Below are 12,394 nucleotides of genomic sequence, written 5' to 3'. Positions count from 1 at the left end.
TATGGCGTTCAAAACGCTTGAACGCACTACATTGCAACTGAGCATGATCATGCTCGGTTCTTTGTATGCGGCGAGTATTCATGCACAAAAACCAGAATCTCTCATTACACCCGCAAGTCCGGAAGCATGCGTGGCATTAGAGTCCAATGCGGATCGTCTGGCCTGTTATGACACTTTGTTCAAGGTGCCTGAAACAGAAAAAACGGCACTGGTGTCTGAACGTCAGGCAGCCAATCAAATTGCACCTGCACCGACTGAGCCAGAAACGATCAAAGAAAAAATCAGTCATGGGATGAGTAATGTCTTTGCAGTTGAGGGGCCAAAAATTGATCCCAATACGTCTTTGCTGGACAAGCGTTGGGAGCTGTCTTCTGAAAGTAAACTTGGAACCTGGAATATTCGTGCGCACCAACCGGTTTATCTGCTTCCAGGATTCTGGACTTCGGATAAAAACGAACGTCCTTTCAGTCCGAATGAAAATAACACGGTACAGGTGGGTGATGAGCAAAACCTGAAATCGATGGAAGCGAAATTCCAGTTGTCTTTAAAAACCAAAGCAGTTGAAAACCTGTTTGGTGATAATGGAGATATCTGGCTGGGTTATACCCAGTCATCACACTGGCAGGTTTATAATGCAGATGCCTCGCGTCCTTTTCGTGAAACCAACTATGAACCTGAAGCCAGTCTGGTATTTCGGACCAATTATGAAATTTTGGGCTTAAATGCACGTTTACTAGGCGTGACCTTTAACCATCAGTCCAATGGCCGTGCCGATCCTTTATCGCGTAGTTGGAACCGTATTATTTTTAATGTCGGTTTAGAACGCGACAACTTTGCATTGATGCTACGTCCTTGGTATCGCATTGAAGAAGATGCAAAAGATGATAACAACCCGGATATTAAAAACTATATTGGTCGTGGTGATTTAACTGCATTCTACCGCAAGAATGATCATGAATTTTCCCTGATGCTGCGTCACTCGCTAAAAGGTGGCGATGATGCGCATGGGGCTATGCAGTTTGATTGGGCATTCCCGATTAGCGGTAAATTGCGTGGTCATTTTCAATTGTTTGATGGCTATGGTGAAAGCCTGATTGATTATAACCATCGGGCCACTTATGTCGGTTTAGGTGTATCCTTAATGAATTGGTATTAAAATTTATCCATGAATGATAAAAAACCACTCTGTATGAGTGGTTTTTTATTGAATCGGGTTTAACCAATTTGAATATCTGCCGGTGGATGTTTTAAACGGCTTTTTTTCGGGGTGGCAATCAGGTAGGCCAGAGTCAGTGGCCCCAAACGACCCGCAAACATCAGTAAGATTAATGCAAACAGACTTGCAGGCTGTAATTCACTGGTAATGCCACGTGATAATCCTACCGTACAGGTGGCAGAAACTGCTTCGAAGAGTAAATCCAGGAAGTTTTTGCTGGGCTCCAGAATAAGAAGCGTAAATAATCCTAAAAATATCAGTATGGCGGTAATGGAAACCACGGCTAAGGCTTTAAATGAGGTGGTTTTAGAAACTGAGTGATTGAATACGGTTAATTCTTCCGAGCGTCGTAAAAAAGTGATCACACTTAAGACCACAATAATAAAAGTACCCACCTTGATACCGCCAGCCGTACTGAGTGAACCGCCACCAATAAACATCAGGATCATGGTGACTAAGGTGGAAGCATCGGTCATGTTTGCCATCTCCAGGCTGTTAAAACCGGATGAGCGCGGAACTGTGGCATGGAACCAGGCATTTAGGGCTTGATCACCCAGGCTCATATTCGCCAGGGTTAGGGGATTGTTGGCTTCCAGTGCCCAAATTACGATAAAGGCAAACAGGTTTAAACCTGCAATGGTAGAGAGTATTAATTTGCTATTGGCACTTAATTTTTTCCAGCGACGAGTGCGCTGGATATCCATCAGCACGACAAAGCCAATTCCACCAATAATATAGAGCATACTAATGGTAAAAGTAATAAAGTAATGGTCTGCAAAACTCATCAAACTATTGGGAAATAGGGAAAAACCGCCGTTATTAAAAGCCGAAACACTATAAAAAGCCGCGTAAAAAAAGGCGCGGGAAAAATCGTATTCTGGCATCCAGGCAATAGTTAAAATCAATGTGCCAATCGCCTCAAAAAACAGGGAATATAACAGTACGCCTTTAATGGTGAATGACACTTTGGCCAGGCTGGTTTGACCAATGGTTTCCTGCGCCATCATTTGCTGTTTGAGCCTGATATTGGAAGAAAGGCTCAGTGCAGCCAGTATGGCAAAGGTCATAAAACCCAAGCCGCCGCTTTGCAATAACAGCATAATGACGACCTTGCCAAAGGTGGTATAGGCGTCTCCGACATTGACTACAGACAGCCCGGTAATGGTCACGGCAGACGTTGAAGTAAACAGGGCATTGAGCCAGCTTAATTCACCATGATGTGAAATCGGGAGTTTGAGCAATAAAGTTCCGACAACGATAAAGCTCAAGAAACCCAGTGCCAGTAAACTGGGTGGGCTTAGATTGACCGTATTGGGATTTTTGTTTTGCGCTGGATTCATATTTTATTTAAACCGGGCAGACAGTTTTCTTAAGGGTTCAATTTCACCTTCCACGACTAAGATATCACCTTCTTGCATAATTAAATTAGGATCAATGTTATATGAAACCTCTTTGCCGCGTTTGTGCAGAATCGTTTTAATTTCAGGAATATGACTCATAAGCTGATGAAAACGTTCGCCCTGCTGACTCTTTTTAATTTCAATTTTAACGATGAAATGATTGTCTTCTAAACCCATATAACGACTGACCATCGGGTAGCTTAATGACTGGGCAACCCGATTACCCATATCCTCTTCAGGATGAATGATTTTATTCACGCCAAGATGGGTCAAAATCATGTGATGGGCTTGTGATTTGGCCTTAGCCCAAATTTTATTAATCCCCATATTTTTTAGATGCAAAACACATAAAATGCTGGCTTCTATATCTTCGCCAATAGCCACCACCACGGCTTCACAGTTTTGAATATTCAGTTCTTTGAGTACATGTTCATCTGTGGCATCGGCAATGACTGCATGAGTCAGCTGATCAGAAAAGGTTTCTACATATTTTTTATTGCTGTCTATACCAATCACATCATGGTTTAACATGGCTAATTTGGTTGCGACGGTTGCACCAAAACTACCCAAACCAATCACTGCAAACTGTGCCATGTGTTTTTAATCCTAATTCGTTTTCAATTTTTACATCATATTTCAACGACTATGATGCCACTAAATTTTAGAGTTTGCGTGTTAAACTTTAGCTTAGGTATTGAATAACTGCATTCAACTGAATTCTAAACAGGGAATGATTAGCTCAAGATTATAAAATAGTCCATGTACAGCTTTCGATTGATGTGATTTGTCTAACTATTTTTTAATAACGAGAGTTAAATGCAAAAAAATAGCCTGTATGAATACAGGCTATTTCAGTTAATTAATGCTAAAAAATTATTTCAAGAATCGTTGATACCCCAAATTGTTGGTAATTTCTGCATATGGATAAGTAATATTTTCCAATGTTTCAATTAAACCATCCGGATTCTGTTTCGCGTCGCTTGCTTCCAAGCCAACCAGAACACGACCTTCAGCCGCGCCGTGGTTACGGTAGTGGAACAGGGTAATGTTGTGGGTAGGTCCTAAACGTTCCAGGAAGGTGAGTAAGGCACCTGGACGTTCCGGAAATTCCACACGGAACAGACGTTCATTTTCAATGTCTGCATGACCACCGACCAAATAACGGATATGCAGTTTTGCCACTTCATCATCAGACAGGTCATCTACATCGTATTGAACTTTCAAGGTTTCATAAATGTCGTGACGTTCTTTTTCACCGCCTTTCAAGCTGATGCCGACAAAAACTTGTGCAGCACTTGCATCGCTAGCGCGGTAGTTGAATTCCGTGATATTACGGCCTTGCAGGGCGCGGCAGAAGTTCAGGAATGAACCTTTTTCTTCCGGAATGGTCACGGCAAAAATGGCTTCTTTACGTTCACCAAGTTCTGTACGTTCAGCAATATAACGCAGGCGGTCAAAGTTCATGTTGGCACCACAAACAATCGACACCATGTTTTTATTTTCCAGACCATGTTCAGCAACATATTTCTTGATTCCTGCAAGTGCCATGGCACCAGAAGGTTCAACAATGCTGCGGCATTCGTCATAGGTATCTTTAATTGCTGCACAGATCTCGTCTGTGTTGACCAGAACGACATCTGGTTCAACAATTGGACCCGAGTTGTCTGATTTTTGCAGGCGAATCACATCAAACGGTTTTTCACCAATTTGTGCAACCGCAGTACCGTCAGCAAATAAACCTACAGAAGGTAGAATTACACGTTCATTGGCTTCAAAAGCCGCTTTTAAGCAGGCAGATTCATCGTATTCCACCGGAATGACTTTTACATGCGGTGCGACATCGCCAAGGTAAGCGGCAACACCGGCAATTAAACCGCCACCGCCAACAGCAACAAATACATATTCCACATCACGCCATTGACGTAAAATTTCATTGGCAATTGTGCCTTGACCCGCCATCACCAGTTCATCGTCATAAGGGGGAATAAAGGTCATGCCATCTTCGGTAGCACGTTGAATGGCATATTTGTTGGCAACATCGAAAGAATCGCCATGCAAGACCACCTCTCCACCCAAACGTTTTACTGCCTGAACTTTAATATCAGGCGTGGTTTTAGGCATGACAATAATGGCGCGAATTCCCAGTTTTTTACCAGATAGGGCCACACCTTGTGCATGGTTACCTGCTGAAGCCGTAATAACGCCACGTTCTAACTGAGATTTCGGTAATTGACTAATACGGTTATAAGCACCGCGTAGTTTAAAGGAAAAGACAGGTTGTAAATCTTCGCGTTTAAAGCGAATGTTGTTGTTTAGCTTTTCACTAATTCGTGGCGCTGCTTCGAGTGGAGTTTCGATTGCAACGTCATACACCGTTGCTTGTAATATTTGTCGAACCAAACGAGACAGCATGTTAATTTTCCATCTAACAGTTTAAAATAGGTCTTTATTGTAACAAACCCCCGTACATTTGGGCTGTTAAATCAGCAACAAATGTCAAAAAATAGTTGAGCCAAGTTATGAGTCTGTATGCTACCCAAGATGAAAAGAAACAAGCTGCCGCAAAAGCTGCTTTAAAGCACTTGCCTAAAGGCGGGATTTTGGGGGTAGGTACAGGAAGTACTGTGAACTTCCTCATTGAATTATTGCCAGAATTGCAATTGGAAGCTGCAGTTGCCAGTTCTGAAGCCACTGCGCAGCGTCTGAAAAAATTAGGCATAGAAGTGGTGGATATGAACAGTGTTGGTGGTTTGGATGCTTATGTCGATGGTGCAGATGAAATTGACCGTCATATGCACATGATCAAAGGGGGCGGTGCTGCACTGACTCGTGAAAAAATTGTCGCTTCAATTGCGAAAAAATTCGTTTGTATTGTCGATGATTCTAAATGGGTAGAACAATTGGGCCGTGAATTCCCGCTTCCAGTTGAAGTCATTCCAATGGCGCGTTCTGCGGTAGCCCGTAAAATTGTAAGCTTGGGTGGCGATCCGGTTTATCGTGAAGGTGTAGTGACAGATAATGGCAATGTGATTTTAGATGTACATAATTTGAATATCTTAAATGCGCTGGAACTTGAAAAAACCATTAACAACATTCCGGGTGTGGTGTGTAATGGTATTTTTGCTTTGAATAAAGCGGATATTGCTGTAGTTGCAACAGACAACGGTATTGAAGAGCGTACTGCGGTTTAATTAAACTTTCTAGAAAAATCCCTCTAAATCTCCATTTCTTAAAGGGAAACTTTAAAGCCCCTCTTTGTAAAAGAGGGGGTTTGGGGAGATTTTAAAAGAACAAAATGACCCTAAACGACCTACCTGAAATCCAGATTGTCCGTCATTCGCGAGCGAAGAATTTACGCTTACGTGTTGAACCGACTCAGATCCGTTTAACTGCGCCGGTACTTTGCAGCAAACGACAAATTCAAAATTTTATAGATCAGTCTGAGCAATGGCTCATTCAAACTTGGCAGAAACAGCAAGAAAAAATTGTTCAAATAGACAAAACTTTACCGAATGAATTACAGCTGTTTAATTTAGATCAGCCTTTACAGATCATTTATCAAAGCCAAAAGCATGGTTTTATTTTTGATGATGAAAATTTAAAACTTTTGATCAGTGATCGTCAGCCTGAACAATATTTAAAAGCGTTTGTAATCGCCTATGCAAAGCAGCATCTTCCGCTTTATTTGGGGGATGTGAGCCAAGAAAGTAATTTGAGTTTTGGCAAATGTGCGATTCGGCAGCCTAAAACACGATGGGGAAGTTGTACATCGAAACATGACATTATGTTGAATAGTGCTCTGGTATTGTTTCCTAAAAATATCGTACGTTATGTTTGTGTGCATGAGTTGGCGCATACCCAGCATTTTGATCATAGTCCAAGATTTTGGGCGAAAGTTGCAAAGCATGATGCCAATTATCAGCAGCATCGCAAAATTTTAAAAACTAATCCAATGCTGTATTGGTGGTGCAATTAAACTAATTGGGTTGATATACAGCATCACTTAAACATTACTCGGGTCATATTTTTAAGACTGTTTTAAATAGATGATTTTGAATTTCTAAACTGCTGTGAGCTGTGAATAGCGGAATAGAGAAGAGTCTTTGAGAATTCATTTCAACATTTAGATAAAATTGAAGTTAAATATTTTTTATCATTCTTACTCGGAAAATAGCCTAAGCGAATTAAATATTTCATATCTGTAAATTCAGTTAAAATAAACTATAAAAATTAGAATTTTGCTTAAACTAAATTGGAATAAATTTGCGCTAAGTTTGCTGATTTTGTATGTGTACTCCAGCATTATTCCTCTATTATTTAATTTTTATGCTGAGCATTCTCTACCCCATTTTATTGGATCGTTTTATTTGTTATTGCACTGTTTTGGAGTATGGAAGAACCAGTTTCAAAATTCTAGCGACTACAGGAGTAATACTTGGGGTGACTGGGCTATCTACTATTAGAGATGTGATTGTATTCTTTGCTTTTCCGGGATTTTTATTTGCTGTCTACCTGTGTTGCCGAAGCTGGAAAGAGCTAAGTTCACAAACTGGAAACAGGACTGAGGAGCTAATCCAAAATTTATAAAAAAACATCAATCCTTTGAGAAATGGTTTAGAAAACCAAAACTTCCTGTCATACTACGCAGTTACGAAATGGACACTTTAGATTTGAGGTAGTGATCGTGATTACTGTTGGTATTGTCGGTGGTACAGGTTATACAGGCGTTGAATTGTTGCGTCTTTTACTACGACACCCAAATGTACAGGTTAATGTACTGACATCACGTACCGAAAAAGGTCGCCGTGTCGATGACATGTTCCCAAGCTTGCGCGGTCATACCGATCTTGAATATTCAGATTTAAACATTGATGAACTGAAAAAATGCGATGTGGTTTTCTTTGCAACCCCTCATGGTGTAGCAATGAAACATGCAGCAGAACTTGTTGCAGCAAATACTAAAGTCATCGACCTGGCGGCGGATTTCCGTTTGCAAGACTTGGAACAATTTGAAAAATGGTATGGTCTTGAACATGCCTGCCCAGATATTTTAAAAGATTCAGTTTACGGTTTGTCCGAACTGAATCGTGAAAAAATTAAACAAGCCAATGTAGTAGGTAACCCGGGGTGTTATCCAACTACCGTTCAGTTAGGCTTGGCACCATTATTTAAACAAACTGAAGCATTGGTGAAACCGGAAAGTATTATTATTGATGCAAAATCCGGCGTATCTGGTGCAGGGCGTAAAGCCAGCCTAGGTATGATTTATTCTGAAAATGCCGATAACTTCAAGGCTTATGGCGTTGCAGGTCACCGTCATCATCCTGAAATTGTGGAAGCATTGGAAAATATTTCCGGTCTTAAAGATGTATTTAATCACATTTTATTTGTACCGCATTTAGTTCCTATGATCCGCGGTATGCTGAGTACCATGTATGTGGACTTAACTGATGCAGGTGATGCTACCGATTTGCAAAGCTTGTATGAACAATTCTATGCCAATGAACAGTTTGTAGATGTAATGCCACCTAACAGCTCACCTGAAACACGTTCGGTACGCGGTGCCAACCAGCTTCGAATTGCCTTGTATAAACCACAGCCTAAAAAACTGGTTGTGCTCTCTGTACAAGACAATTTGGTGAAAGGTGCGGCAGGACAGGCGGTACAAAATATGAACCTGATGTTTGGCTTTGCTGAGAATGCAGGTCTTGCAGGTATTGGCTTATTACCATAAAAAACGTTTTTCGACTTCACACACATTTGGATTTGGATTTAAATGTGTGTTTTGAATGAATCAAAATAAGAGATGACGATGCCGAATTCTGACTCAAATACTCCGTCACAACTGAATTTCCTCAGTAAAAAACCTTTTCTAAAGGGTAATTTACCGCTGGCAATTGGTGCGGCCATTCTTGTTCTGGGAAGTGGTTTGCTGGGCTATTCAGTTGGGCATCGGCAAGGTTTGACTGTGGTTGGCTATGAGGCGGATGCCGAACAGCTGGTCGAAGTAGTGCAAAAGCAAAAAGCCAGCCTGGAAATGCTGAATAAAAATTTGAATCTGGCAGTACAGGAGCGTGATGTTGCGGTCAGTAATTCAAATGATTTGTTTACTGCTTTGAATCAGGCACGTGAAGATAAAAGTCAGGCTGAAGGTTTGAGTGCAATTTACCGTGAAGTGTTGCGTCAGCGTGGTGGTTTAAGCCTGACCATACAAAATATCGGCATTAAACCCTTACCAGAAAATGCCTATGAATATCAACTTGATCTGGTTCAAATCAGTCCGAATAGACGGGGTGTTTCAGGAACTGTGGAGTTGCGTTTAATTCAGGGTACTGAAGTTTTGGTGGTTCCTATGGAAGACAAAAACTTTAACTTTGAAGATTATGAACGTTTAACCGGACGCTGGACCATGCCTAACGGCTTTACACCACAATTCATTGAGGTTCGTTTAACCGGAGCAACAAGTACACCGTTAATTAAGCGCTTTAGTTGGGGACGTGGTAAACCTATAGAGAGTCAATCGGCATTTATTTCTGAAATTCCTCAAGCAGAAGCAAATGCACAATAAATGTGAATTAAAAATCCTATGCGAATGAATAAGCGTCATTATTGTTTAAACACCATCAAAAATTCTTTTCATCAATCGGGATATGTCGACTGGCATATTAGTCCACGCTTAAGTAATGACTCGCAGGATGACGCTGAAGGGGATGTTGCAGTACAAACGGCTCCCCCTGAATTAAAGCGTCCCCCCTTATATGCTGTTGTTTTGATGAATGACGATTACACCCCTATGGATTTTGTAATTGAAATTTTACAACAATACTTTGCTTTGAATCTTGACCAAGCGACCCAAGTAATGCTAACTGTACATTATGAAGGGAAAGGTGTTGCAGGCGTTTATCCACGAGACATTGCGGAAACGAAAGCGAACCAAGTCAATAATTATGCTCGGTCTCAAGGTCATCCATTACTTTGTCAGATTGAGCCAAAAGATTAAGGGGATTACATGCTCAGTCGTCAATTAGAAGTATCATTACGTTTGGCTGTAAGCATGGCTCGTCAAAAGAGACATGAGTTTCTCACGGTTGAACATTTATTGTTGGCTTTACTTGATAATGACTCTGCAGTAAATGCGTTAAAAGCATGTGGTGCGGACATTATCGTTCTTCGCAAGGAACTGGAAGAATATGTTGAGCAACACACCCCTAAATTAAGCGAACATAGTGATCAGGCACCACATCCGACGGAAAGCTTTGATCGTATTCTGCAACGTGCGATTTTCCATGTGCAATCAAGTGGTGGAGATCGAACTGTTGAAGGTGCAGACATTCTTGTTGCGATGTATTCTGAACGTGATTCTTTTGCGGTTTACTTGCTTAAACGTCATCAAATTAATCGTTTAACATTAACTCAATATTTATCGCATGGTACACGTAAAGAAGACGTACAGGCTGAAGAGGAAGTGGAAGAGCTGGATGGAGAAACATCGAGTTCTTCAAATGCAGGCCCACTCGATCTATATACCACTAACTTGAATGCAGAAGCGCAAAAAGGTAAAACCGATCCTTTGATCGGGCGTGAAAAAGAAATTGAACGTGCAGCACAGATTTTATGTCGTCGCCGTAAAAACAATCCTTTGCTGGTTGGTGATCCGGGGGTTGGTAAAACCTCAATTGCAGAAGGACTGGCTTGGCTGATTGTTAATGGTAAAGCACCGAAGCCATTAGCCCATGCAGAAATATATAGTCTGGATATTGGAGCTCTGGTTGCAGGAACCAAGTACCGTGGTGACTTTGAAAAACGCTTGAAACAACTCTTGAATGCGTTGAAAAAGAAACCAGAAGCCGTGTTATTTATTGATGAAATTCACATGATTATTGGGGCTGGTTCAAGCATGGGCAGCACCATGGATGCATCAAACTTAATTAAACCGGCTTTATCGAATGGTTCGTTACGTTGTATTGGTTCAACCACGTTCCAAGAGTATCGCCAAGTCTTTGAAAAAGATCATGCCTTGTCACGTCGTTTTCAGAAAATTGATGTCAATGAACCTTCAATTTCGGAAACCATTGATATTTTACGTGGCTTGAAATCGAAGTTTGAAGATTTTCATCATGTCAAATATGATGATAAAGCGCTGGTTTCAGCGGTAGAGCTATCAGCCAAGTTTATTAATGACCGTTTCTTGCCAGATAAAGCAATTGATGTAATTGATGAAGCAGGTGCTCAGCGCCGTTTGAAAGCCGAGCAAGACGATACGTTAATCACGGTTGAAAATATTGAAGATATCATCTCCAAGATTGCCCGTATTCCGCCGAAAACAGTATCGAAAGATGATAAAACGGTGCTTTCAAATCTGGAGCGTGATCTTAAACGTGTGGTCTTTGGTCAGGATGAAGCCATTGAAGCACTTGGTTCTGCAATTAAATTGTCGCGTGCTGGCTTGAAATCACCGGAGAAACCTGTGGGTAGCTTTGTGTTTGCAGGCCCAACCGGGGTAGGTAAAACCGAAGTCACCAAACAGTTGGCAAAATTACTGGGTGTGGAACTTGTCCGTTTCGATATGTCGGAATACATGGAACGTCATGCAGTTTCACGTTTAATTGGTGCACCTCCGGGTTATGTGGGGTTTGATCAGGGCGGTTTGCTGACCGATGCTATTCATAAAAATCCACATTGCGTATTGCTGTTGGATGAAATTGAAAAAGCGCATCCTGATGTGTTTAATTTATTATTGCAGATTATGGATCATGGCTCGTTAACAGATAATAATGGTCGCAAGTCAGATTTCCGTAATGTGATTCTGGTTCTTACCACCAATATTGGTGCAGAAAGTATTTCACGTGCCAGCATTGGTTTTAGAGAACAAGATAATAGTAATGACAATCAGGAAGCAATGAAACGCGCATTCTCTCCAGAATTCCGTAACCGTCTGGATGGAGTGATTCAATTCAAGGCATTGCCAACCACAATTATTGAAAATGTCGTGGATAAATTCCTGACTGAACTTCAGGCGCAGTTGGATGATAAAAAAGTCATTCTTGAAGTGGATCAAAGTGCACGTGAATGGATGGCCGAAAATGGCTATGACCGTTTGATGGGTGCTCGTCCAATGCAGCGTCTGATTCAGGAACACCTGAAAAAACCGCTTGCCGAGATGATTCTCTTTGGTGAATTGGCAGAACATGGCGGCAATGTTGCAGTTTCAGTGAAGAAAGAGAATGGCAAAGCAGTCGGTCTTAAACTGGAAGTGTTTGAAGATCAGACTGCGGAACCTGCGTAATTAAAAATAACTCATAAAAAACCCGTGTTCGCACGGGTTTTTATTTGCTTCAATCTAAATTTTTTGTGTTTGACCTCAAGTATGATTTTCAAAATCTTTAGAAAAATGAAATCGGATGTAACCTTTAATTTATGGATATTCAAATTACCAAAGTTTTAAACATGGTCTTTTTATTTCTTGTCACTGCTGTGATGGAAATTCTGGGGTGTTATTTTCCCTATCTTATTTTAAATCAGGGAAAAACTCAGTGGTTTTGGATTCCAGCGGTCCTGGCACTGGCTACATTTGTCTGGTTACTCACTCTACATCCTGCTGCATCGGGACGAATTTACGCAGCCTATGGTGGAATTTATATTTTTACCGCACTGATGTGGTTAAGATTTGTTGATCAGGTGGCATTAAGTCGCTGGGATTTACTGGGCGGAATTGTAGTGATGATTGGGGCAAGCATTATTATTTTACAACCGCAAGGTTTGATACGTTAGTTAGCCT

Annotated in this window: 11 protein-coding genes; 8 read left to right on the top strand and 3 right to left on the bottom strand. The window is 41.2% G+C overall.

Annotated elements, in window-relative coordinates; translation table 11 throughout:
- Position 1 precedes the first annotated feature (1 nt).
- Positions 2-1,156 (top strand): phospholipase A, encoded by a 1,155-nt coding sequence (locus tag FTT83_RS05160; RefSeq protein WP_180176315.1) that lies wholly within the window; start codon positions 2-4, stop codon positions 1,154-1,156.
- Positions 1,157-1,215: 59 nt separating this feature from the next.
- On the opposite strand, the gene FTT83_RS05155 is transcribed toward FTT83_RS05160, so the two are convergent.
- The 3 genes from FTT83_RS05155 to ilvA form a co-directional block, all read right to left on the bottom strand.
- Positions 1,216-2,556, bottom strand: coding sequence for a TrkH family potassium uptake protein (locus FTT83_RS05155; RefSeq protein WP_180176314.1), 1,341 nt, complete (start codon positions 2,554-2,556; stop codon positions 1,216-1,218).
- Positions 2,557-2,559: 3 nt separating this feature from the next.
- Complete coding sequence (locus tag FTT83_RS05150) at positions 2,560-3,210, bottom strand: TrkA family potassium uptake protein (RefSeq protein WP_180176313.1); 651 nt, start codon at positions 3,208-3,210, stop codon at positions 2,560-2,562.
- Positions 3,211-3,489: 279 nt separating this feature from the next.
- Positions 3,490-5,028 carry a threonine ammonia-lyase, biosynthetic gene (ilvA, locus tag FTT83_RS05145; protein ID WP_180176312.1) on the bottom strand — a complete coding sequence of 513 codons (1,539 nt, stop codon included), beginning with the start codon at positions 5,026-5,028 and terminating at the stop codon, positions 3,490-3,492.
- A gap of 107 nt (positions 5,029-5,135) precedes the next feature.
- Between ilvA and rpiA the strand changes: the two genes are divergently transcribed.
- The 7 genes from rpiA (at position 5,136) to FTT83_RS05110 (ending at position 12,387) form a co-directional block, all read left to right on the top strand.
- On the top strand, positions 5,136-5,807 hold the full coding sequence (rpiA, locus tag FTT83_RS05140) for a ribose-5-phosphate isomerase RpiA (protein ID WP_180176311.1): 672 nt from the start codon (positions 5,136-5,138) through the stop codon (positions 5,805-5,807).
- A gap of 104 nt (positions 5,808-5,911) precedes the next feature.
- Positions 5,912-6,592 carry a M48 family metallopeptidase gene (locus tag FTT83_RS05135; protein WP_180176310.1) on the top strand — a complete coding sequence of 227 codons (681 nt, stop codon included), beginning with the start codon at positions 5,912-5,914 and terminating at the stop codon, positions 6,590-6,592.
- A 702-nt stretch (positions 6,593-7,294) separates the two neighbouring features.
- Positions 7,295-8,350, top strand: a complete 1,056-nt coding sequence (gene argC, locus FTT83_RS05130; RefSeq protein ID WP_180176309.1) for an N-acetyl-gamma-glutamyl-phosphate reductase — start codon at positions 7,295-7,297, stop codon at positions 8,348-8,350.
- Positions 8,351-8,428: 78 nt separating this feature from the next.
- Entirely contained in the window at positions 8,429-9,184 is a 756-nt protein-coding gene (locus FTT83_RS05125) for a DUF6776 family protein (RefSeq protein ID WP_086196331.1), read from the top strand.
- A gap of 18 nt (positions 9,185-9,202) precedes the next feature.
- On the top strand, positions 9,203-9,616 hold the full coding sequence (clpS, locus tag FTT83_RS05120) for an ATP-dependent Clp protease adapter ClpS (protein ID WP_180043417.1): 414 nt from the start codon (positions 9,203-9,205) through the stop codon (positions 9,614-9,616).
- A gap of 9 nt (positions 9,617-9,625) precedes the next feature.
- Positions 9,626-11,902, top strand: a complete 2,277-nt coding sequence (clpA, locus tag FTT83_RS05115; RefSeq protein ID WP_180043419.1) for an ATP-dependent Clp protease ATP-binding subunit ClpA — start codon at positions 9,626-9,628, stop codon at positions 11,900-11,902.
- Between the two features lie 131 nt (positions 11,903-12,033).
- On the top strand, positions 12,034-12,387 hold the full coding sequence (locus tag FTT83_RS05110; protein ID WP_180043421.1) for a YnfA family protein: 354 nt from the start codon (positions 12,034-12,036) through the stop codon (positions 12,385-12,387).
- The last annotated feature ends 7 nt before the right edge of the window (positions 12,388-12,394 follow it).

It is taken from the genome of Acinetobacter sp. YH01018, from assembly GCF_013420295.1.
GTDB lineage: Bacteria > Pseudomonadota > Gammaproteobacteria > Pseudomonadales > Moraxellaceae > Acinetobacter.
The sequence above is the reverse complement of the archived record's forward strand: the minus strand, read 5'-3'. Positions and strand labels throughout refer to the sequence as shown.

Excerpts from the sequence above, each read along its gene's own strand:
- FTT83_RS05160 (WP_180176315.1), top strand. The coding sequence starts at position 2 with ATGGCGTTCAAAACGCTTGAACGCACTACATTGCAACTGAGCATGATC.
- FTT83_RS05155 (WP_180176314.1), bottom strand. The coding sequence starts at position 2,556 with ATGAATCCAGCGCAAAACAAAAATCCCAATACGGTCAATCTAAGCCCA.
- FTT83_RS05150 (WP_180176313.1), bottom strand. The coding sequence starts at position 3,210 with ATGGCACAGTTTGCAGTGATTGGTTTGGGTAGTTTTGGTGCAACCGTC.
- ilvA (WP_180176312.1), bottom strand. The coding sequence starts at position 5,028 with ATGCTGTCTCGTTTGGTTCGACAAATATTACAAGCAACGGTGTATGAC.
- rpiA (WP_180176311.1), top strand. The coding sequence starts at position 5,136 with ATGAGTCTGTATGCTACCCAAGATGAAAAGAAACAAGCTGCCGCAAAA.
- FTT83_RS05135 (WP_180176310.1), top strand. The coding sequence starts at position 5,912 with ATGACCCTAAACGACCTACCTGAAATCCAGATTGTCCGTCATTCGCGA.
- FTT83_RS05125 (WP_086196331.1), top strand. The coding sequence starts at position 8,429 with ATGCCGAATTCTGACTCAAATACTCCGTCACAACTGAATTTCCTCAGT.
- clpS (WP_180043417.1), top strand. The coding sequence starts at position 9,203 with ATGCGAATGAATAAGCGTCATTATTGTTTAAACACCATCAAAAATTCT.
- clpA (WP_180043419.1), top strand. The coding sequence starts at position 9,626 with ATGCTCAGTCGTCAATTAGAAGTATCATTACGTTTGGCTGTAAGCATG.
- FTT83_RS05110 (WP_180043421.1), top strand. The coding sequence starts at position 12,034 with ATGGATATTCAAATTACCAAAGTTTTAAACATGGTCTTTTTATTTCTT.